Source organism: Natrinema sp. 1APR25-10V2 (genome assembly GCF_031626495.1).
GTDB lineage: Archaea > Halobacteriota > Halobacteria > Halobacteriales > Natrialbaceae > Natrinema.
In genome coordinates, this window is sequence record NZ_JAMQOJ010000008.1 from 94,359 (window position 1) to 116,115 (window position 21,757).

The 21,757-nt window shown below is 65.8% G+C and carries 19 protein-coding genes; 9 read left to right on the plus strand and 10 right to left on the minus strand.

The window, feature by feature from the left end; genetic code table 11:
* The first annotated feature begins 38 nt into the window (after positions 1-38).
* Positions 39-1,916 carry a histidine kinase N-terminal 7TM domain-containing protein gene (locus NDO75_RS22825; protein ID WP_310908930.1) on the plus strand — a complete coding sequence of 626 codons (1,878 nt, stop codon included), beginning with the start codon at positions 39-41 and terminating at the stop codon, positions 1,914-1,916.
* Between the two features lie 5 nt (positions 1,917-1,921).
* On the opposite strand, the gene NDO75_RS22830 is transcribed toward NDO75_RS22825, so the two are convergent.
* From NDO75_RS22830 to NDO75_RS22840, 3 genes are all read right to left on the minus strand, one after another.
* Positions 1,922-3,469, minus strand: coding sequence for a TrkH family potassium uptake protein (locus tag NDO75_RS22830; protein WP_310908931.1), 1,548 nt, complete (start codon positions 3,467-3,469; stop codon positions 1,922-1,924).
* A gap of 175 nt (positions 3,470-3,644) precedes the next feature.
* Positions 3,645-4,514 (minus strand): hypothetical protein, encoded by an 870-nt coding sequence (locus NDO75_RS22835; protein WP_310908932.1) that lies wholly within the window; start codon positions 4,512-4,514, stop codon positions 3,645-3,647.
* 95 nt (positions 4,515-4,609) lie between these two features.
* Positions 4,610-6,037 carry an FAD-linked oxidase C-terminal domain-containing protein gene (locus NDO75_RS22840; protein WP_310908933.1) on the minus strand — a complete coding sequence of 476 codons (1,428 nt, stop codon included), beginning with the start codon at positions 6,035-6,037 and terminating at the stop codon, positions 4,610-4,612.
* Between the two features lie 116 nt (positions 6,038-6,153).
* On the opposite strand from NDO75_RS22840, the gene NDO75_RS22845 reads away from it, so the two are divergent.
* The 3 genes from NDO75_RS22845 to NDO75_RS22855 all read left to right on the plus strand — a co-directional run bounded on the left by NDO75_RS22845 (position 6,154) and on the right by NDO75_RS22855 (position 8,128).
* A complete protein-coding gene (locus NDO75_RS22845; protein WP_310908934.1) occupies positions 6,154-6,456 on the plus strand; it encodes a hypothetical protein in 303 nt (100 codons plus the stop codon).
* A gap of 153 nt (positions 6,457-6,609) precedes the next feature.
* Positions 6,610-7,617: a TIGR04024 family LLM class F420-dependent oxidoreductase gene (locus tag NDO75_RS22850; RefSeq protein WP_310908935.1), complete on the plus strand. Its 1,008-nt coding sequence runs from the start codon at positions 6,610-6,612 to the stop codon at positions 7,615-7,617.
* Between the two features lie 121 nt (positions 7,618-7,738).
* Positions 7,739-8,128 carry a hypothetical protein gene (locus NDO75_RS22855; protein ID WP_310908936.1) on the plus strand — a complete coding sequence of 130 codons (390 nt, stop codon included), beginning with the start codon at positions 7,739-7,741 and terminating at the stop codon, positions 8,126-8,128.
* A gap of 45 nt (positions 8,129-8,173) precedes the next feature.
* Here the strand turns inward: NDO75_RS22855 and NDO75_RS22860 are convergent, their stop codons facing one another.
* Positions 8,174-9,139 carry an NADPH:quinone reductase gene (locus NDO75_RS22860; protein ID WP_310908937.1) on the minus strand — a complete coding sequence of 322 codons (966 nt, stop codon included), beginning with the start codon at positions 9,137-9,139 and terminating at the stop codon, positions 8,174-8,176.
* A gap of 137 nt (positions 9,140-9,276) precedes the next feature.
* Between NDO75_RS22860 and NDO75_RS22865 the strand changes: the two genes are divergently transcribed.
* Together NDO75_RS22865 and NDO75_RS22870 are read left to right on the plus strand one after the other, a co-directional pair.
* Positions 9,277-11,445 carry a PAS domain-containing protein gene (locus tag NDO75_RS22865; RefSeq protein WP_310908938.1) on the plus strand — a complete coding sequence of 723 codons (2,169 nt, stop codon included), beginning with the start codon at positions 9,277-9,279 and terminating at the stop codon, positions 11,443-11,445.
* A 110-nt stretch (positions 11,446-11,555) separates the two neighbouring features.
* A complete protein-coding gene (locus NDO75_RS22870; RefSeq protein ID WP_310908939.1) occupies positions 11,556-12,122 on the plus strand; it encodes a type 1 glutamine amidotransferase domain-containing protein in 567 nt (188 codons plus the stop codon).
* A gap of 21 nt (positions 12,123-12,143) precedes the next feature.
* Here NDO75_RS22870 and NDO75_RS22875 read toward each other — a convergent pair whose 3' ends face one another.
* The 3 genes from NDO75_RS22875 to NDO75_RS22885 all read right to left on the minus strand — a co-directional run bounded on the left by NDO75_RS22875 (position 12,144) and on the right by NDO75_RS22885 (position 15,727).
* The gene (locus tag NDO75_RS22875) at positions 12,144-13,265 is read right to left on the minus strand and encodes a pyridoxal phosphate-dependent aminotransferase (protein WP_310908940.1); all 1,122 of its coding nucleotides are present in this window, start codon (positions 13,263-13,265) and stop codon (positions 12,144-12,146) included.
* Between the two features lie 96 nt (positions 13,266-13,361).
* Positions 13,362-14,894 carry an aldehyde dehydrogenase family protein gene (locus NDO75_RS22880; RefSeq protein ID WP_310908941.1) on the minus strand — a complete coding sequence of 511 codons (1,533 nt, stop codon included), beginning with the start codon at positions 14,892-14,894 and terminating at the stop codon, positions 13,362-13,364.
* 662 nt (positions 14,895-15,556) lie between these two features.
* Positions 15,557-15,727 carry a hypothetical protein gene (locus tag NDO75_RS22885; protein WP_310908942.1) on the minus strand — a complete coding sequence of 57 codons (171 nt, stop codon included), beginning with the start codon at positions 15,725-15,727 and terminating at the stop codon, positions 15,557-15,559.
* Positions 15,728-16,075: 348 nt separating this feature from the next.
* Between NDO75_RS22885 and NDO75_RS22890 the strand changes: the two genes are divergently transcribed.
* A complete protein-coding gene (locus tag NDO75_RS22890; RefSeq protein ID WP_310908943.1) occupies positions 16,076-16,921 on the plus strand; it encodes a GIDE domain-containing protein in 846 nt (281 codons plus the stop codon).
* Between the two features lie 28 nt (positions 16,922-16,949).
* Here NDO75_RS22890 and NDO75_RS22895 read toward each other — a convergent pair whose 3' ends face one another.
* The gene (locus tag NDO75_RS22895) at positions 16,950-17,465 is read right to left on the minus strand and encodes a hypothetical protein (RefSeq protein ID WP_310908944.1); all 516 of its coding nucleotides are present in this window, start codon (positions 17,463-17,465) and stop codon (positions 16,950-16,952) included.
* A 94-nt stretch (positions 17,466-17,559) separates the two neighbouring features.
* Entirely contained in the window at positions 17,560-18,369 is an 810-nt protein-coding gene (locus tag NDO75_RS22900) for an RIO1 family regulatory kinase/ATPase (RefSeq protein WP_310908945.1), read from the minus strand.
* Between the two features lie 158 nt (positions 18,370-18,527).
* On the opposite strand from NDO75_RS22900, the gene NDO75_RS22905 reads away from it, so the two are divergent.
* On the plus strand, positions 18,528-19,718 hold the full coding sequence (locus tag NDO75_RS22905; protein ID WP_310908946.1) for a hypothetical protein: 1,191 nt from the start codon (positions 18,528-18,530) through the stop codon (positions 19,716-19,718).
* Positions 19,719-19,778: 60 nt separating this feature from the next.
* The gene (locus NDO75_RS22910) at positions 19,779-20,921 is read left to right on the plus strand and encodes an acyl-CoA dehydrogenase family protein (protein WP_310908947.1); all 1,143 of its coding nucleotides are present in this window, start codon (positions 19,779-19,781) and stop codon (positions 20,919-20,921) included.
* A 57-nt stretch (positions 20,922-20,978) separates the two neighbouring features.
* Here the strand turns inward: NDO75_RS22910 and NDO75_RS22915 are convergent, their stop codons facing one another.
* Complete coding sequence (locus NDO75_RS22915; protein ID WP_310908948.1) at positions 20,979-21,752, minus strand: DUF6517 family protein; 774 nt, start codon at positions 21,750-21,752, stop codon at positions 20,979-20,981.
* Positions 21,753-21,757 lie beyond the last annotated feature (5 nt).

The window sequence follows — 21,757 nt, forward strand, 5'->3', positions numbered from 1 at the left end:
CACTTGCATCTCGTTGCTGCAGAGGTAGCTATCTACGGATGGGCTGGGTGATCAACCCGTACAGTATCGTCCTGTTGCTCTCGCTCGTCGTCGCCGGCGGCACGACTCTCTCGGCGTGGCGGACGCGCCCAGCCGCGGGTTCGGTCTCGCTCACCGCCCTCATGGCTACCGTCGCCGTCTGGCTCGGCGCGCACATCCTCGAGATCGAATCGGCGACGATGGCCTGGAAGCTCCGCTGGGCCGACGTACAGTGGCTGTGTGCCGCCCTTATCCCGACGCTATTCCTCGTCTTCGCGCTCGAGTACACCGGGAAAGATCGCTGGCTCACTCGCCGACGGCTGGGCTTGCTGGCGGTAGAGCCGTTCGTCATGGTCGGCCTGCTTGCGATCAACGGCTGGACGTACGTACTGTGGGGACCGCCGTACGAGAAGCCGATCTCCCTCGGAAGCTGGTGGACGTCGTCTGCGACGGTCGCGACCTCGGAGCCGCGTCTCGGCCTGTTCGTCCACCTCGGCTACGCGACGCTCTGTCTCGCGGTTACGTCGGTACTCGTTCTCACCCTGGTCGTGCGAAACGAGCGGCTCTACCGCTGGCAGGGTGTCGCAGTGCTCGTCGCCATCGCGGTCCCCTGGGGGACGGCCGTCATCTCGACGTCCTCGCTCGAGATCATCGGGACGACGCCGATCGGCTTTACCGTCACCGGACTCGCGATCACGTTCGGCCTCTACCGATACCGCCTCCTCGAGCTCACCCCGATCGCTCGCAGCGAGGTCGTCGCGAACCTCGAGGACGGCGTGCTCGTCATCGACGCCGACCGTCGGGTCGTCGACAGCAACCCGGTCGCTCAGGAGATCTTCGGACGCCCTCGCGATGCCCTCGTCGGCAACCCGATCGCGGCCGTCGTACCGAACGTGAACGTCGATGCGGTGCTCGGCGACCCGCTCGAGCCGGCGACGGATCGGACCGCGGTTCGCACCGACGAGGCCGATGGCGCGACCGCCGGCGATACCGATGACGACTCCGACGGCCGTGTCAGCCAATTTTCGCTCGAGAACGGCACCGACCGCCGGCACTACGAACTCTCGACCTCGCCGATCGACGACGGCCGCGGGCAACCGATCGGCTGGACGGTCGTCGTCCACGACGTCACCGATCGCGTCCGCCGAGAGCGCGAACTCGAGCGCAAGAACCGCAAGCTAGACCAGTTCGCGGGCGTCGTCAGCCACGACCTGCGAAATCCCCTCTCGGTCTCGAAGGGGTACCTCGAGTTGCTCGAAGAGGAGTACGATCCCGACTACGTCCGGACGGTCGCCGAGTCCCACGAGCGAATGGAACAACTGATCGACGACGTGCTGGCGCTGACCCGGCAGGGACAGGCCGCGCTCGATCCCGGTCCGGTTTCGATCGCCGACGTGGCGACCGAAGCCTGGTCGACGGTCGAGACGGACGGCTCGACGCTCTCGATCGCCAGCGACGGGATACTCAGCGCAGACCGGACCCAACTCCGCCAGTTACTCGAGAATCTCTTCCGGAATTCGGTCGAACACGGACGGGCAGAGCCGCATCCGGGACGGCACGGAGGAGGCCACGACGACGAAGCAGATCTCGTCGTTACCATCGAAACAGTGGACGACGGTTTCGCCGTAACCGATTCGGGGACGGGATTCGAAGACGAGCCAGCGCAACTCTTCGAATCGGGATACACGACCAGCGACCGCGGAACGGGCCTCGGACTCTCGATCGTCGCGGACATCTGCGAGGTACACGGCTGGTCGGTGACGGCGACCGCGGACGCAGACGGCGGCGCACGCTTCGAAATTACGGGGGTGGACTTCCACGAGTCGCCGTCCGAAGCGGCGACTGGACCCGCGACGCGATCCGAGCGGCCGGTCCCGCCCGCCGGCGAGAGCGAGTGACTGCGCTACGACTGCCAGTACGCCGGCGTCAGGATGACCAGCACGGAGAGAATCTCGAGTCGGCCGATCCACATCAGGAAGACCATGTAGAGTTTCGCGGCGTCGGAGAACGGCTCGTAGCTGTTCATCGGCCCGACGACGCCGACACCCGGGCCGACGTTGCCCAGCGTCGCGATCACGGCGCTGACCGCCTCGAGCGCCGACAGCGAGAGTCCCGGCGTGCGATGGGCATCGATGAGGAGGAGCACGGTCGAGACGACGAACAGCGTCAGGAAGAGCGCCACGAAGACGAATATTCCGTGAATGGTCTCCTCGTCGATGACCTCGCCGGTGCCGCCCATGCGGATCGGGCGGACCGCTTGCGGGTGGACGAGTCGGAAGAGTTCGCGTCGCATGGATTTCCGGATGACGTACCAGCGAACGATCTTGATCGAACCGGCGGCAGACCCCGCCGAGCCGCCCAGAAACATCGCGAAGATGAGGATCATCTGGGTCGACTCGCTCCACGTATTGAAGTCCATGCTGGCGTAGCCGGTCGTCGTCACGATCGCGAGTGACTGGAAGAGCCCGTGGCGCAACGAGCGCTCGAGGCTGCCCGGAATCGGCGCGACGGCCTCGGGGACGGCCGCGAGACCAACGCCGAGGAACAGCAGGGCCGAGAGGAGTCCGCCGACGACTCCCATCGCGAGGAGGTACGCCCGGAACTCGGCGTTTTCGATCAGCCGATCGAAACGGCCGTGCCAAGCGTACCAGTAGAGCGCGAAGTTCGTCCCGGCGACGATCATAAAGAACATGACTGCCCACTGGACGATCGGTGAGAACGCCTCGACGCTGCGTCCCTCCGGAGAGAACCCGCCGGTCGGCAGCGACGTGAGCGCGTGGGCAACGGCGTTGTAGAAGTCCATGTTCGGCGCCAGACCGGCGAGATGGAGTCCGTAGTAGACGACCACGGCGGCGAGCGTAAACCAGGCGTAAATCAGCCAGAGCGCTCTCGCAGTCTCCCGAATCCGGGGAGTCAGTTTCTCGACCTGTAGGCCGGGCGATTCCTCTCGGATAAGCTGCGTCCCGCCGACGGAGAGCACCGAGAGGATCGCGACCATCAGGACGAGGATTCCCATTCCGCCGAGCCACTGCGTGAGCTGTCGCCACATCAAGATCGACCGCGAATGGGTGTCGACGGAGATGTCACCCATGACCGTCGCGCCGGTCGTCGTAAAGCCGCTCATGCTCTCGAAAAAGGCGTTGACCGGATCCGCGATCGTCCCCGTCCCGGCGACGAGATAGGGAAGCATCCCGACGAGCGGGACGACGAGCCACGTCAGCGAGACGAGCAGGAACGCTTCCCGGTGCTCGAGGTCGGGGTCGGCCTCGAGGCGCTCAAGGCCGGCGCCGATCGCGACGGCGACGAGCAGCGTGAGGAGAAACGGAACCGGGCTCTCCCGATAGTAGAGCGCGATCGCCGTCGGGAACAGCAGCGTCAGCGAGAGATATTTGAGTACCGTGCCGAGGAGGCTACAACTGGCTCGAACGTCGACGTGGATCCTACCTCTCATATCTTCCTCGATACTCGGATGCGAGGTTCCCCTCGCTTCCCGAACTGTACTCATGTCGGACAGATCCAGTGTTAAAAACTCTGCTTGACTCGAGCGCTCGCTGGGAGTCCGGTCACCGTCGTCGTACGCTCCGTCGGCGGGCGGTGACCCGCTCGCGGCTCGTTCTCGCGACCGGCTACGAGACGAACTGTCGGTAGTGTGCGGCCATCGCCGCTCGAGCCGTCCGCGAGAATCGGGGGACGTAGTCCATGTTGAAGTACGACCGTGATTCGTCGACCGGCGCCACGGCTTCGCCGAGTTTGCCCTGTTCCGTCGCGAACCGGTGCTCTCGTGGGGTATTTCGACTCTCACGCGCCGAGTAGCCTGTCGCCATCGGCGTGATCCCGTGGCGGACGAACGGGCCGCTCGCCGCGGGGTGGTCCTGCGCCCCGCAACTGTGGGCGCGGAGCCCCGGCGACGGGTCGCGGTGAGTCTCGTCGGCCGGATAGTGAGGGAAGTCCGCCCAGCCGAGGACCGCGTGCCCGCACTCGTGGGCGGCGAAGTTCCGTAGCAGACCGGGCGGCATCCCGACTTGCACTCCGAGCAGGCCGCCGAGCGTGGCGTTGACGTAGCCGTACGCGCCCGGTTTCCCGTCACCGACTCCGTCGTGGCCCGCATACGAACGCATCGCGCCCGCCGCCGTCGCCCCGTCGTCGATGACGAACAGCGTCACCGTTTCGGGAGTTCGATCGGACCGGAGTGCGTCGTCGTCGGCGATCGCATCGAGCGTCTCGTGGTACGACGGAACGATATCGAAGCCAGCGAGTGTCGTCGGGTCCGGTCTCACCTCGGCTACCCCCGGAGTCGCGTCAGTCCACGTCTCGGCGAAGAGATGAGCGCCCTCGAGGACGGCCGGGATCGCAGCGTCGGTCGGACTGACCGACGCGTGCGGAACGACTTCGATCGTCAGGCGGCCGTCGCCGCCGCCGGCCGCGACGGTCCCGGATGCGGCGACTGTTCCGGCGGCAGCGAGCGGGACGCGCGCGAGGAACTCCCGCCGGTGCATTGGCGACGTGATTCGACGGGAGAATCATAACGTTTGCGTACATATCGATCCCGGAACGTGACTCGTCGGCCAGGGATTCGACCCGTCGACCCGTCTCAGCGCTCCCGATCGTGCACGCGCCCGCCGTCGGCCGTCTCGGGGAAGATCTTCCCCGGATTGAGCGTGTCCGTCGGATCGAGCGCTCGCTTGATCGTCCGCATCGTCTCGACCGCGCCGGCTCCGTGTTCCGGCTCGAGGTACTTCTGTTTCCCCTCGCCGATGCCGTGTTCGCCGGTGGCAGTCCCGCCGAGTTCGATTGCCAGTTCGACGATCTCGCGGTAGAGGCGCTCGCCGCGCTCGAGCTGGTCCGGATCGCTCGGGTCGACCATGACGCTGTAGTGGAGGTTGCCGTCGCCCGCGTGGCCGAAGCAGGGGACGAGCAGGTCGTATTCGTCGGCCAGCCGTTTGGCCTCGCGGACGACCTCCGGGTAGGCACTGATCGGCACCGTCACGTCGCCGGGATGGAGCGGCTGGAGGTCCGGGTCGTACGTCGAGACGGCATAGGCCAGTTCGCGACGGGCCTTCCAGAGTTCCTCCATCTCGGCGTCGTCGTCGCTCATCTCGAAGCGAACGACGTCGTGGTCCTCGAAGATCGCCCGACAGAGGTCGATCTCTTCGTCGACGCCGTGGTTGGCGTGGAACTCGAGGAAGACCATCGGCGCGTCGGGCAGGTCGCTGCCCAGATACTCGTTCGCCATCGTCGCGCTCAGCCCGTCGACGAGCTCGATCCGGGCGACGCCGACGTCAGTTCTGACCGCGTCGAAGACTGCTTCGGCCGCGTCGTCTAACGTCTCGAAGATCGCTCGCCCCCCGCGGATCTGTTCGGGACGGCCCGCGAGCTCCAATGTGGCCTCGGTGACGACCGCGAGGGTCCCCTCGCTGCCGACGATGAGGTCGGTCAGGTTGTAGCCGCTCGAGGTCTTGATCGCCCGCGACCCGGTCTCGATGACGGTGCCGTCGGCGAGTACCGCCTCGAGGCCGAGCACCCAGTCGGCAATCTCGCCGTAGCGGACCGTCTGCATGCCGCTGGCGTCGGTCGCGATCATCCCGCCGATCGTCGAGATGTCGCCAGACGACGGCAGCGGCGGGAAGAAGAGACCGTCGGGGGCGACGTGCTCGTCGACGGCCGAGCCGATGATCCCCGGACCGACGTCGATCTGGAAATCGTCGGGCCGGTAGTCGACCACGTCGTCCATGCGCGTGAGATCGAGGCTGATCCCGCCGTGGGCCGGAACGGCGTTGCCCTCGAGTCCCGTCCCCGCGGCGTAGGGTGTGACGGGGACGCCGCGGTCGGTCGCCGCGGCGAGCACCGCCGAAACGTCGTCGGTAGTCTCCGGCCAGACGACGGCATCGGGAAGCGCGCCGTCCTCGTCGTTGCGCTCCGATCCGTAGTCGGTCGCGTGCGATTCCCGGCGGCCGTCCGCGAAGGAGACCTGATCGTCCGCGAGGTCGAGTTGCTCGAGGAACGAGCAGTCGCGTGTCATACGACCACGTTAGTCACGACCGGTATCAACGTTTCCCACCGGCTCGAGCGCTGAGGCGTAGCCCCCGCGGGTTCGACGGCGGAACCGTCACGGTGAGTGCGCCCGTTCGTTCGATCGTGACCGACGATTCACCCGGCGCTGACGGTCGGGACTCGCTCGAGGCGCGGGCCCGCGCGCTCCATCGCCGGCTGGCAGCGACCGCCGAGCGCCCGATCGATCGCGAGACGAACCGCTGGCTCGGCGAGGCCGAGGCGGTGGCCAGCGACGCCGCGACCGCCGGGCTCGAGCCGACGGTCGTCCGCGAGCGCGTCGAGACTGTCAGGGCGCTCCTCTCTGAAGTCGACGAGCCCGACGATGGGGCAGCGCGCGAGCATCTCGAGGCCGCACAGCGGCTCTGTGACGAGATCCTGTCGAGCTGAAACGTCTCGAACTCGATCTTCTCCGGCGCTGGAACCGCCAGTGTCCGCGACGTGACCGGACGGAAACGCTACAGTTTTATGTGATTGCATACCGCGGTGCATGGTGATGACACTGCGACGCGCGACTCGAGCGCCGGTGTGGAGGGACGAACGATGAACGCCGAACTGGACTTGCTGATCCGACTCGGAGACTACGACCGACCACAGGACGTCGCCGAGCGCGCCGTGCAGGCGGAGGATCTCGGTTTCGATCGGATTACGGTCGGCGAGACGACCGGCTGGAACATCGTGCCGCCGCTGACGCTGGCCGCCGACCGCACCGACGAACTCGGGATCTCCACCGACGTGATCTCGCCGTACGGGCGGACGCCGGCGATGCTCGCTCAGACGGCGCTTACGCTGCAGGCCGCCGCCGACGGCCGCTACCGGTTCGGGATCGGCCCGAGTTCGCCCGCGATCACGGAGCGGTGGCACGGCATGGAGTTCGATCGCCCGCTGCGACGGACCCGCGAGGTGATCGAAGTCATGCGCACCGTCTTCGAGGAGGGCAACCCCGCCTACGAGGGCGAGATCTTCGAGATTCCGGGGCTGGGCTACGAGCGCGGCCCGAGCGAGAACCCGCCGCCGATCGACCTCGGTACCCTCGGCCCCAAAGCGACCGAGATGGCAGGCCGATTCGGCGACGGCTGGGCCCCGCAGATGTTCACCGCCGACGGCCTGCGCGATCGACTCGAGGACCTAGAGCGCGGCGCCGAACTGGCCGACAAGGACCTCTCGGACCTTCGAGTGGCCCCGATCGTCCGCTGTATCGCCGCCGAGGACCGCGAGGAGGCTCGCGCGAAGGCGCGAGGATCGATCGCGTTCATGCTCGGCGCCTACGGACCCTATTACGGGAACTCGGTCGCCGAACAGGGCTACCCCGACATCGTCGAAGAGATCAGAGCAGCCTGGGACGACCGCGACACCGACGCGATGGCCGCGGCCCTGCCCGACGAACTGCTCGACGAACTGGCGCCCGCGGGAACCCCCGAGGAGGTCCGCGAGTGGATCGAGGAGTACAGCGAGATCGACGGCGTCGACGCCGTTCGGGTCGGCTTCGTCGACGGCATGACCGAGGAGGACAAGCGGACGACGATGGAAGCGGTCGCCGACCTCGCGTAACGGGTCGTGGGGCCGCGAAACGGCCATAGAGACACTGATAGCGGCGATTCCTCCCGGACGCAGATAGTGTTTCGATCGGACTCACACGCGATATAAATACCGTTCGGGCGCTATCAGTGGTATGATCCCGCTACTCAGTTCGCCCGAAAGTCTCACCGCGTTCGGCGATTCGGACGACGTAGACACGGCGATGGATCTGTTAGCCGACCGCAGACGACGTGAACTCCTGCAGTACCTCGAGGACGTCGACGGCTCCGTCCCGCTCCAGGAGATCGCCGTCGAGATCGCGACGGGGGAAGCGACGTCGGAGCCGAACACGATTTCTGATCACGGCGGCGTGTCGTCGGAAGACCGCCGCGCCGTCCAGATATCGCTCCACCACACTCACATCCCGAAGTTAGCCGCTGCGGACGCGGTCGAGTTCGACTCCGCGACGAAGACCGTCTCGCTCACCGATCGCGGCCGAACGTTGCTCTCCCGGACGGACGCCGTCTGCGACTCGCCTCAGTAGCGGTCTCGTTCCGCTGCCCGTCTATACGGATCGTTTCCGTCGCGACTACGGCTCTACGACCAGTTTTCCGAGGAAGCTATCCTCCATGACGGCGCGCTGGGCGTCTGCCGCCTCCTCGAGGTCGTACGTCCGCGCCACGTCGATCGAGAGCCCGCCCGTGCTCATGAGATGGCCGACGCCGCGCAGCGGCACGCGCAGATCCGGCGTGTTGAACATGCTCATGAACTGGTACGTGACGTCTTTCGATCGTGCGGGGCCGTCGTTGGTAAAGCCCGGATCGGGACTGTTCTCGCCGATACCGACGACGCGTGCGCCCGTCGCCGCGACCTCGGCGTCGAACTGCAGGTAGTCGTCGAGCCGGTGGTCCAGCACGGCGTCGACGCCGCCGTCGGAGGCCTCGAGCACGGCATCGGCCAGATCGTCGCGGCCGTAGTCGAGGACCGTTTCGGCCCCGTAGTCGGCGAGGGCGTCGTGGTACCCCTCGGACGCGGTGGTGATGACGCGGGCGCTCACGGCGGCCGCAATCTGGACCGCCGCGTGGCCGACGCCGCCGGAGCCGCCGTGGATCAGGCAGTATTCCGCGGGCTCGAGGTCGGCGTGATCGATCAGCGCGCGCCAGGCGGTGACGGCCGCGACGCCAGCGGCACCCGCTTCGGTCAGGTCGGCGCCGTCGGGGAGATGAACCACGCGATCCGTCGGGACGGTGGCGTACTCCGCGTACGACCCCTGAAACCCGCCATTGCCGATTCCGGTGCCGAAGACGCGGTCGCCCTCGTCGAAGCCGTCGACGCCGTCGCCCGTCTCGGCGACGGTGCCCGCGAAGTCGACGCCGGGCGTGAACGGTACGTCGACTGGGGTGTACGAGCCGTCTCGGAAGTAGGTGTCGACGGGATTGATGCCCGCGGCGGCGATTTCGACTAGCAGTTGGTCCTCGTCGGGGTCAGGCCGGTCAACCTCGTCGACTTGCAGTACGTCCGCGTCACCGTGTTCGTGAAGGCGTACAGCGCGCATCTCGTTCGAACGAACGCAACGACTCGGTATAACAGTGGTTGTCGTGCGATGTGACTCTCTCGACAGAACTGTGGGGATGACGGTCGGCCGCGGGAGTTATACCGGAGCGTTCGAGTTGGTACGAACAGGATCCGACCGTGTCCGATAGTAATTTCCCCGACGAACCCGGTCCGACGCTGGACCGATTCCTCGATAACCTCCCTGGTCTCGCCTACCGGTACGACCCGAAACCGCCGTGGGAGATGACGTTTCTCAACGGGCAGGTCGAAGCGCTGACCGGCTATCCATCGTCCGCGTTTACGCAAGGGGACGTCAGCTATGGCAGCCTCGTCGTAGACGATGATCGTGATGCCCTCGAGCAGAGCATCCGAAACGGTCTCGATGCCCGACGCCAGTATACTGAGACCTATCGTATCCGAACGCGGTCGGGCGACATCAAGCACGTGCTGGAGCGAGCGAGCCCAGTCGAAGTCGACGGCGAAGTGGCGGCCGTAGAAGGAGTCGTTATCGATATTACCCAACAGAAAACGTACGAACAGCGTCTGGAACGTCAAAACGACCTCTTCGCCCACACGCAGCAGATGGCCGTGGTCGGCGGCTGGGAATTCGACCTGCAGTCCGGAGACCTGCGATGGACCGACCAGGTCAACCGAATTCACGGCATTCCCGTAGACGCCTCCCCGTCCATCGACGAGGCGATCGACTTCTACCATCCCGAGGACAGACCCCGCATTCGCCAGGCGATAGAGGACGCGATCCGTAACGGAGACCCCTTCGAGGAAGAACTCCGAATCATCACGCATCACGGCGAGCAGCGGTGGGTCCACACGGAAGGCGTCCCGAAAATGAGGGACGGAACGGTCATCCGCCTTCGAGGTGCCGTGCAGGACATCACCGACCGCCGAGAGCGCGAACAGTCGCTTCGTGACGAGCAGGCGTTTACGAAGAGTATCTTCGAGGCGCTTCCGGACCTCCTCTACGCGTTCGACAGAGACGGGTCACCAACGCGGTGGAACGACCAATTTCGGCGCACTACCGGCTACACCGACGACGAGATAGCGACGATGAACGCCCTCGAGTTCATCGCCGAGGAGGATCGAAACCGGGTTCGAACGCACATCGAGGACGTCTTCGAGGCGGGCGAGACGACCACGGTCGAAGCCCGCCTGAAAACGAAAGCCGGTGACCACGTTCCGTACGAGTTCACCGGTGCACCGATGATGGACGAACGCGGGACGCCGGAGAAACTAGTCGGTATCGGTCGTGACATATCGCGCCGCATGGAGCGACAGCGTCGGTTCGAAGCGGTGTTCAACAATACGTACCAGTTCACCGGGTTAGTGTCGCCCGACGGAACCATCATCGAAGCGAACGAGACGAGAGTGTCGTTCGCCGATACGGACGTGCGCTCGGTCGTCGGAGCCAAACTGTGGGAGGCGCTGGAGTTCTGTGACGAAGGAGACCGGGAATCCCTCCGAAACGGGTTCGAACAGGCCAAATCAGGAAGTCCGTACCGGGACGAACTCCGCGTTCGGGGCGCGGACAGGGAGGCCGTGATCGACCTTTCGATCCGGCCGATAACCGACGACGATGGGAGGGTCACCCTGCTCGTTCCGGAGGCGCGCGATATTACGGCGTTCAAAGACCGCGAACGTCTGCTGCGAGTGCTCAATCGGCTCCTTCGTCACAACATTCGGAACGATCTGTCCGTGATACGGGGGTACGTCGAGACGCTTAGAGAGAGATCCACGGAGGAGGGAACGGCGGCGTACGCCGACCACATCGACGCCGCTGCGGAAAACCTGCTCACGACCAGCGAAAAGGCGAAGCAAATGGTGGATCTGATTCTCCACCCCACCGGAGAGACGAACCCACTCGAGATCGATGCCGTCGCGGAAACGGTGTCTGAACGGCTCCGAGCGCGCTATCCGGAGGCGTCGATCACGGTAGCAACCGAGGAGCCGGTGGTCGTCGAATGCAACGAACGGATCGAGACAGCCCTCGAGCAACTCATCGAAAACGGGATCGAGCACAACTGCTCGCCCTCGCCGCGGGTGACGGTTCGAGTGTTCGAGCACGCGGGAGAGGCGCACGTCGAGATCGCAGACAACGGGCCGGGGATCGCTGCCGACGAGTGGTCGATGATAGACGAGGAGGTGCGAGACGAACCGTCTCAGTTGCGCCACGGGAACGGGATCGGGTTGTTGCTCGCGCGACGGATCGTCAACGCGTTCAGCGGATCCCTTCAGTACGCGAGGGGGGACAACGGGGGAAGCATCGTTACCGTTCGCCTCCCGGCCGAGTGATCCTCTACGCAGCGTCGGTTTCCGGGGCGGAAGGATTCGATTGGGGTGTCGCAGTGGCTGTTGCACGAGCAAGTCGAATCCTTGTCCGCACGCCGCTCCTCCGAGCCAGTGTGAGCACACCCGACAGCCGACCGCTCGAGGACACGACGATCGGAATCTTCCTCGCGCCCGCGGGCACCGAAGAAGTCGAGTTCATCGAATCGAGAGACGCCGTCACCGACGCCGGGGCGACGGTCGACGTTTTGGGCAGCGAATCGGGCGAGGGCCAGACCGTCAATAACGACCTCGAGGAGAGCGAGCGCTACGAGGTCGATCGGACGTTCGACGAAGCGTCCGCGGACGACTACGACGCGCTGGTCGTCCCGGGCGGTACCGTCGGCGCGGACACGCTTCGAACCGACGCGGACGGCGTCGAGTTGCTGCAAGAACATCTCACAGACGGCAAACCGGCCGGCGTGATCTGTCACGGGCCGTGGACGCTGATCGAGGCAGACGCAGTCGAGGGCCGGACGCTGACTTCGTACCACAGCCTCGAGTCCGATATCCGCAACGCCGGCGGCGAGTGGGTGGACGAGGAGGTCGTGGTCGACGACGGACTCGTGACGAGTCGGAACCCGGACGACCTCGAGGCCTTTTGCGAAACGATCGTCGATGAGTTCGCGGCACGGACCAGCTGATTCAGCCGAAAACGAGAACCGCTACCGAACGGCTCGAGTCGCGTCGTCGATAATCTCGAGCGCCTCTTTCAGCTCCTCGGTGCCGGTCGCGTACGAGAGCCGGGCGTAGCCCTCGCCGTTCGCGCCGAAGGCGTCGCCGGGGACGACGACGACGCCGCGGTCGATCACTTCGTCGCACCAGCCCTCGGGGACCTTCGGCATCGCGTAGAAGGCTCCCTGGGGGGTGGGAACCTCGAGGCCGGCGTCCGTGAGTCCGTCGAGCACGAGGTCCCGGCGCTCCTCGAAGGTCTCGACCATCTCCTGTACCGGCTCCTGTGGGCCGGTCAGCGCGGCTTCGGCGGCGAACTGCGCGGGCGCGGAGGCACAGGCCTGGCCGTACTGGTGGACCCGAAGCATGCGCTCGATCCGTCGGTTCGAGGCGACGACCCAGCCGAGCCGCCAGCCGGTCATCGAGTAGGTCTTCGAGCAGGCGCTGACGACGACCACGTTGTCCGTCTCAGCGAACTCGAGCGGCGAGTGGTGCTCGCCTTCGAAGACGATGTGTTCGTACACCTCGTCGGAGAGACAGAGCACGTCGTGTTCGTCCGCGATGCGGGCGAACTCGCGCATGTCCTCCTCGCTCTGGACCGCGCCCGTCGGGTTGGCAGGGCTGTTGACGACGAACGCCGCCGTCTCCTCCGTAATGGCGTCCTCGACCGTCGCGGGGTCGAGCGTGAGGTCGTCGCGTAGGCCGACCGGTTTCGGCGTCCCGTCGGCGATTCGCGTCAGCGCGTCGTAGGAAACGAAGCCGGGATCCGGGAAGATCACTTCCTCGCCGGGATCGACGTGGGCCTCGAGCGCGATGTGCAGCGCCTCGCTGCCGCCCGAGGTGGCGATCACGTCGGCGGGGTCGACCTCGAGACCGTAGTCGCGGTCGTACTTCGCCGAAATCGCTTCGCGAAGCTGTGGGGTCCCCTTGTTCGAGGTGTAGGCGTCGACCTGTCCGGACTCGATGGCCTCGATCGCCCCGCGGCGGGCGTGGGCCGGCGTCGGGAAGTCGGGCTGGCCGAGCCCGAGGTTGATCGCGTCGTCGCCGGCGGCCTCGAACACCTTGCGGATGCCGCTGATCGACACCTGCTCGACTCGCTTTGCGAAGTCGGTCATGGCTATACGGGGGGTGTCGACCCCGATAACTCTTGATGGTTCGGCCAGCCGCGTGTGCCTGTCTGTGGCGGTCAGCGGCGGCCGGCGCGAACGGAGTCAGTCTTCGGACGTCTTGATGTCCGCCGAGAGCCCCTGGGCCATTTCGATCTCGTCGGCGTTGTTCATCGTCCAGGCGGTGCGCTCGGTGACGGCCTCGATGGCCTCGCGGGCACTGGGATACCCGTTGCCGGATTTCTTGACGCCGCCGAAGGGCAACTGAACCTCCGCGCCGATACACGGGAGGTTCGCGTACGCCAGCCCCACGTCGGCGTGGTCACGGAAGTAGTTGAGCTGCCGGTAGTCCTCCGAGATGATCGCCCCCGCCAGCCCGTAGGGGGTGTCGTTGTGGATCTCGACCGCGTCCTCGATGTCGCCCGAATACTCGACGAGGGCGACGTGCGGGCCGAAACACTCCTCGTTGAGACAGCGCAGGTCGGGCTCGTAGTCGATCTCGTAGACGAACGGGCCGACCCAGTGGCCCTCCGCGTGCCCGTCCGGAATCTCGCTTTCCTCGAGGTCGAACCGATCGACGAGGACGGTCGCGCCCTCCTCGCGGGCCAGTTCGTTGTACCCCCGGATCTTCTCGACGTGGTCGGCCTCGATGGCCGGTCCCATGAAGGTGTCCGCCTCGAGCGGATCGCCGACCGCGATATCTTCGGCGACGTCGACGAACCGGTCTTTGAACTCGTCGTAGACGTCCTCGTGGACGATCAGTCGCTCGCTCGAGACGCAGCGCTGCCCCGTCGTCTTGAACGAGGACATGACCGCCGAGTGGACCGCGGTGTCCATGTCTGCCTCATCGGTGATCACGATCCCGTTCTTGCCGCCCATCTCGCAGGCCGCGAGTTTGCCGGGCTCGCCGCCGACCTTGCCCGCGATCTCGTGGCCGACCTCGGCGGAGCCGGTAAAGAGAACGGTGTCGACCCGGTCGTCGTCCGTTATCGCCGCGCCGGCGTCGCCGAAGCCCTGGATCATATTGAAGACGCCCTCGGGCACCCCGGCGTCGTCCATCATCTCGGCGATGACGTGGCCGCACCACGGCGTCTGCTCGGCGGGCTTCCAGACCACGGTGTTGCCCTCGACCAGCGCGATGGCCATGTGCCAGAACGGGATCGCGACCGGGAAGTTCCACGGCGTGATGCAGCCGATCACGCCCCGCGGCTTGCGCCGCATGTAGGAGTCCTTGCCCGCGACCTCGGAGGGAACCACGTCGCCGTGGGGGTGGCGAGCGTTGCCCGCCGCCCACTCGACCATGTGCCAGGCCTCGGTCACGTCGGCCTTTCCTTCGGAGATCTCCTTGCCGCACTCCCTCGAGACGATCTCGCCGAGTTCCTCGTGGCGGTCTCGTAGCTCGTGGTAGATGTCCCAGAGGTACTCCGCGCGGTCGATGTACGACAGGTCGCGCCACTCCTCGAAGGCGTTATCGGCGGCCTCGAGGGCGGCGTCTACGTCCGCCTCCGTCCCGCGCTCGAACGTCGCCAGCGTCTCCCCGGTGGCGGGGTTCTCGCTCTCGAAGGTGTCGCCCGTCCCGTCCGTCCACTCGCCGCCGATGTAATGACCGCGTACCTGTTCGGTGACTTGCTGGCTCATACTCGAAGCAAGGGTGGGCGCGGTGAAAATCTTGCTGGTAGTTCACACATAACGAATGAGTCGCTCGATTCGGATGCCGAAACGAGACTGATCATTCGGTCGAGGGCGGGCGGCGGTAGACGGACGCCCAGGAGGATCGTCACCGGAACTGACCGTTCCCAGCACGTACCCTCGAGCGAGAACGCCGCCGTGTAGGACCGCGGTAGTGAGTGTCACCCTGACTTTCACAGCCAATTTGGCTAGCAATGCGCCTTATTCCGCTCCCCACTCGAGTTGCTGCCTGTATGGAGGCGGATACGTGTCCGAACTGCGGCGAACGGAACGACAGTCGACTACTGGAACCGGGCGTCGAAGTCGAACTCACATGCGTCAACTGCGGTCACAGCTGGACGACGCAGGGCTGACCCGTCCCGGTTCTGAACGGGACCGATCGTTTCCGGCTCCCGTTTCGGATCGACGCCCGTCCCGGTACCGATCGAGCGATCGGTCCGGACCTCCCACCGGACTTTTCGGAGTCGATTCTCCCGGAGCGAGACCCGCTCGAGCCGCCGCTTTCGGGCCGACCGGCCGACGCGTGATGTCGACGGGTGGTGGTTTCGACGGCGTGGACGCTCACCGCGCCGACCGGCTGGCTGTCCGGCGGGGCTCGACGCGAGCCCCGACTAGTCCCCGTGGACCTCCGGAAAGAGCGCCGGCGGCACGGAACAGCCACAGGGGCTGACCAGCCCCGCCTGAGGGGTGAACGCGACCGAAATCACCACCCGTTCGCCACAGCGGGGACAGTCGGGGAGTCCAGCCCCGTCGTCTGCGGGTGGCTCGTCGGGACCGCTCATTCGCTTCGGCCTCTGGGTCTGCTCGCGGCCGACACCGGACTCGAGGCTCCTCGTAGCGGGCGTTTCTTTCGCCGTTCGGGACGTTTATGTCCCGGTAGTACGAACGTAAGAATGGCTCCTGAACCCTTCCGGGTTGGGAAGCCAGGTCCCGGGTGCTCTGACACCCGGGGCGTTTCCGTACGTCCCCTCGTTCTCGAGACTGGCTTCCGTATAGATTATTATACTGTTGTGACTTATATCTACTGCTAGGAAGTCGAAACATTGCCGTACAGAGCGACGGACGACGGCTCCCGTTCCGCGACGCCGACTCGAGTTATATATAAGAGGAACTGTTCGCAAAGCCAACCTATGGTTTCGGATCTCGTGCTCGTTCCGGCGATGCTCGCCACGCTGGGCGTCGTCGGCGTCTACACGGGCTGGAAGCGCCGCGCGATCCACGCCCGGATGGCGGCCGTGACGCCGACGCCGGTGCGGGAGCTCGCGACGCCAGGCGTCGTCGAACTCGAGGGGACGGCAGTCCCGGTCGGCGAACCGCTCTCCGCGCCGATTACGGGACGGGACGCTGCGGTCGCGGCCTGGACGATCGAGGAGTGGGACGAACGCGGCGACGCGTCGCGGTGGCGCGAGGTCGCTCGCGGCATCGAGGCGACCGCGTTCGCGGTCGACGACGACACCGCCGCCGTCCGGGTCGAACCGATATCGAAGCGATCGACGGCGGGCAAGTGGACACAGACCACGGGCGTCAGCGCCTCGGACGGCGTCCGCATCGACGACGTGCTCGCCGAGTTCGACTCCTTCCCGACCGAAACGGCGTTCGATCCGGACGAGACGCCGTCGGAGCGCATTCGACGGCTGCACGACGATCACGGCCTCTACGAGGACACCGGCTCGATCACCAACGTGGTGGACGCGGGGAAGAAACACGGCCGCCGGCGCTACACCGAACAGATCGTCAGCCCCGGCGAAGCCGTCTACGTCCTCGGGCGCGTTCGAGACCGCGAGGATCCGGAGCGAGCGCGCTTCCGTCCGGAAGACGCCGCGGTGACGACGCCCGCGGACGGCCCCCTCGTCGTCTCGAGTCAGGACGAGGCGAGCCTGGAGGCCGAGTTCGAGTCGTCAGCGCGGTTTCGACTGGTCGCGGGTGGCGTTTCGACCGTCGTCGGCGTCGTCGGCGTCGCGTACCTGCTCCTCTGAGCGTCCGATTCGCCCGCGCGCGAATCGCTCACTGGTCCTCTTTCTCGCCGCGCTCCGTCGTGACGGTTCGGTCGCCCTCCGGCGGCGCGTCCTCCTTGTCGGCGTGGCGCTCTTTCCCCGCTTCGTCCATCTCCTCGGTCGACGGCTCCATGTCCTGCCCGGACCGCCCTTCCACGCTCTCTGCCGGCTCGCCGGGGTCGCCCGGCTCCGTTCCGAGCGTCCGCTGTTCGTCGCTATCGTTGCGTCCCCCGGTGTCCTCGTCGCGCTCGACAACTGGCTCGGCCCCGCCAGAATCGTCCGGGGACGCGCGCTCGTCGGCCAGCCTGATCGCGTCGTCGGTGATTTCGGCGATTGCGCTCCCGTCCATCGGGACGATATCCTCGTCGGCGTCGGACTCGAGGATCGCCTGAATCGCGCTCCCCGCGTCCGCGTTGGTGTCTACGTACGCCGTGTCCGCCTCGGTCATCCTGACGGAGCCGATCGGCTCGCCGCTGGCGGTCTCGACCCGCTTGCCGACGTCGTCGTCGGTGAACGTTGCGCACATACGTCGGCGTAGCGCTATCCCGGGAAAACCGCTGGTGCCTGCAGTGGCCTGTGAGTCGGGACGTGACGAGCATACGTCGCGAGAGCGTCTGTACTTACCGCTCGTTCAGATCGGCCGCCTTCTCGAGCTCGCTGCGCAGCGTCGTCGAGTCGAACTCGTGGTCGGGCCGGAGCCGGACGAAATCGAGGAACTCCCGCGCCGAGAGCAGCGCCGCGGCGTCGTAGGCCGTCGCGGCCGCGTCGACGGCGTCCCGGGGACCGATTCGGGGCTCGAGGACTGCCAGCGCGCAGGCCAGATCGTACGCCGTCGTCTCGTCGACGCGGTCGGCGTGGACGCTTGTGGCGTCGATGAAATAGAACTCGTCGTCGCAGAGCAGGATGTTCTCGGCTCGCAGGTCGCCGTGGGCCAGCCCGTGGTCGTGCAACGTCGCGAGCATCTCGAACAGCTCCGGTGCTCGTTCCGCGACGGTCGCGTCGGAGACGTCGTCGAGCGACTCGAACTCGGGGAGGTACTCGAGGACGAGGACGCCGAGCCCGTTCACTTCGAAGGCGTCGATCGGGCGGGGCGCGTTGACGCCGATCTCGCGCATCCGCTCGGTCGCCTCGTACTCGTGTTCAACCATCTCGCGGGGCGTGTCGAACCGGTCGAAGAAGCCCTCCGTGCCCGACGAAAAGGCGCCGACGTTCCGGCCCGTCGTCAGGACGGCGTGGACCAGCGCGTTCTGCCGGGAGACGATCTTGACGAACCACTCGTCGTCGATGACGCAGGGCGTCGAGAGCCAGTTGTCGGCCTCGAGGAACTCCACGCGGACCGACTCGCGGTCGTACCGATCCGCCAGCGTGCGAGCGACGCGCTCGATGCGGCTCCACTCCACGGTCCCGCGTGCGAGCCGGCGGATGTCCATACGTCGGTGTCACGACCGGCGGCGTTAAATGCGTCTCGAAGTGACACCGGGAGAACGTGATCGGAAGGTCACGTTCGAATCGCGGGCGGCGATCGGAAGACGTGGTCGCTGGATCCGATCCATCACACCTATCACTGTAAACATGGTATTCGAGAGAAATGTTCGCGATCGATAATTTAAGCGATGCGATCGACGTCACCCGGGAGTTTTTCACGCCGATCGACAGGGGACAGTGGCTCCGACTCGCGATCGTCGTCCTGTTCGTGACCTCGTTCGGGGCCGGTGGGCCGGCGTTCGGTGGTGGGGGCGGAAACGCCGGTACGGTCACCGACGATCCCGCCCAAGACGACCTCCCATCGGAGTTCGAAAGCGACGCGTCGACGTCACAACTTCTGTTCTGGGGACTCATCGTACTCGGAATCGTACTCGTACTCTGGCTCGGCTACGCGTTTCTCTCCGCCGTCATGACGTTCGTCTTTCTCGAGTCGCTTCGGTCCGGAGAAGTCCACATCAGACGCTACTTCGGAAACAATATCGGCCGCGGACTGTGGCTATTCCTGTTTCGACTCGGACTCGGACTCGTGGCGCTGTTCCTCCTCGGCGTGCCGATTCTGTTGATCGTTCTCTTCGCGACGGGTGGGCAGGGAGCGCTTACGGCCGGATCCGTTCTGGCGTTTATCCCGTACGCAATCGTCGTCGGACTGCTCTTCGGTATTCTATCGCAGTTCACCTCCGCGTTCGTCGCCCCGATCATGTTGCTCGAGGACAGGGGCGTCCTCGCGTCGTGGCGTCGGTTCTGGGGGACGTTGCGACGGAACTGGGCCGAGTACCTCGTGTATCTGCTGTTGGTCTGGATCCTGCAACTCGTGGTCGGGGGCGCGGCCTGGATCGTCGTCGGAATCGCCGGATTCGTCCTCGCGGTCCCGTTCGTCATCGTCGTTGCACTCCTCGTGTTCGCTCTCGGGCCGCTCGGCGTCCTCCTCTCGATCCCAGTCGGTCTGGTCGGCGCGGTGCTCGGGCTGCTCCTGCTGGGCGCGGTCTGGGCGCCGATCGCGTCGTACTTCCAGTACTATGCGCTGTTGTTGCTCGGCGATACGGACGCAGACCTCGACCTGATCCCCGACCAGCGTGCAGCGACCCGCGAGGGGACGGCGGACTGGCGCGACCGGCCGGAGGACGCCGACCCGACGAATCGACCCGACGAGTTCGACGACGAAACCGGCTGGGACGACGACCGTGATCGAGGCGACGCCGACGACGAAACGGACTGGGGGAGCTCGAGCGGCTGGGACGACGAAACCGACGACACGGACGACACCGACGGCGACGAAAACGGCGGCTGGCGGTAGTGCCGCGTTCGGAACCGATATCGGCAGTGGCCTTATTTCCCGCGCCATCGAGTACCACGTATGGCCGTCGATCTGCCCGACGAACACCGGATGATCCGGGAAACCGTCAGGGACTTCTGCGAGACTGAGATCGAGCCGATCGCCCAGGAGATCGAGGACGAACACCGGTTCCCCGCGGATATCTTCGATCAACTCGCCGATCTCGATATGATGGGCGTCCCGATCGCCGAGGAGTACGGCGGCCTCGGCGGCGATACGCTCATGTACGCGCTGGTCGCCGAGGAACTCGGCCGCGTCTCCGGCGCGATCGGACTCTCCTACGTCGCGCACACGTCCCTCGCGTCGAAACCGATCGAACTGTTCGGTACCGAGACCCAGAAAGAGCAGTGGCTACGCCCGCTCGCCGAGGGCGAGTACGTCGGCGGCTGGGCGCTGACTGAACCCGACAGCGGGTCGGACGCCTCCGACATGAACACACGAGCCGAACGGGATGGCGACAAGTGGGTGCTCAACGGGACCAAGCAGTTCATCACGAACGCCTCCGAGGCCGGTTCGATCCTCGTCAAGGCCGTCACAGACCCCGACGCGGGCTACGACGGCATCTCGACGTTCATCGTCGACCCCCGCGAAGACGACGGCTTCGAGGTGACCACGGTCTGGGACAAGATGGGGCTCAACGCCTCGCCGACCTGCGAAATATCGCTCGAGAACGTCCGTCTGTCCGAAGATCGTCTGCTCGGTGACGAAGGTGACGGCTGGGAGCAGACGAAGAAGACCCTCGACGGCGGCCGAATCTCGATCGCCGCGCTCTCGACGGGACTCGCACAGGGTGCCTACGAACACGCGAAATCCTACAGCAAAGAGCGCGAACAGTTCGGCCAGCCCATCTGCGAGTTCGACGCGATCCGGGACACGATCGTCGACATGTACCGAAAGACGGAGCGCGCTCGACTACTGACCCGACGGGCCGCCCGAACGTACGATCGGGGCGAGACCGTGACTCGAGAGTCGGCGCTCGCGAAACTGGACGCTAGCGAGGCCGCCCGCGAGGTGGCCGAGGACGCCGTGCAGGTGCTGGGCGGCTACGGCTATACGACCGATTTCGCCCCCCAGCGCTTCTATCGTGACGCGAAACTCATGGAGATCGGCGAGGGAACGAGCGAGATCCAGCATCTGGTCATCGGCCGCGAACTCGGCCTCTGATCGGATTCGTTCGACTCGGCCTCGAGCGACGACGCACCGCTTCGACGGGATCGGACCTCAGCCGAGCACGCCGCCGTCGTCGTCCCCGTCGCTCTGATTGCCGTCTTTGCTCTTTTCGTCGGTGCTGTTCGAATCGCCGCTGCTCTCGTTTCCGCCATCGTCGCTCGAGTCGCCGCTCGAGGCGCTTTCGTCGACCTCGGTCGTCACCGCTTCGGCGAGTGACGTGATATTCGACTTTTCCTGCATCCGGAGCTGTTCGGGATAGACGCCGATCGTCACGAGCAGGTCGTCGTCTGCCTCGACGGCTTTCGTGACGTGAAGGTCGACCGTAACGCTCTGACCGTCGAATTTCGCGTCGGCGGTGAACTGCGATTGGGTCGTCGTCTCCTCGAGGATCGTGACCTCGGCGTCCTCGACGTGAGAGATGTTTTCGATGCCGTTGTAGTTGTTCTCGACGAGATCAACGAGTTCTTTCGTCGACATTTCTTCGACGGGGTTGAACTGCTTGCCGAGGAGTTTGACTTTCGGCGTCGTCAGGACGTTGAAGACGGCCCCGCGCCGGCTCCCCAGCGGCCCCATGTCGACGGATTTCTCGTGTTTCGTCATGTGGTTCGTAACCGATACCGTCCCGGTGAGCCCCCCGCCGGGGACCTCTTTCTCCACCCCGATCTCGTCGACGGTGGTCTGTTCGTATCCCGTGTCGTCGCGGGCGCTGGCCTCGACCCCAGCCGGGGCTGACTCGTGGTTAGCCATGCCGATCACACCCAGACAGCCGGACAGGCCGGCGAGACCGGCGGTTCCGATCCCGGCCAGTACGCGTCGTCGATTCATCTCCC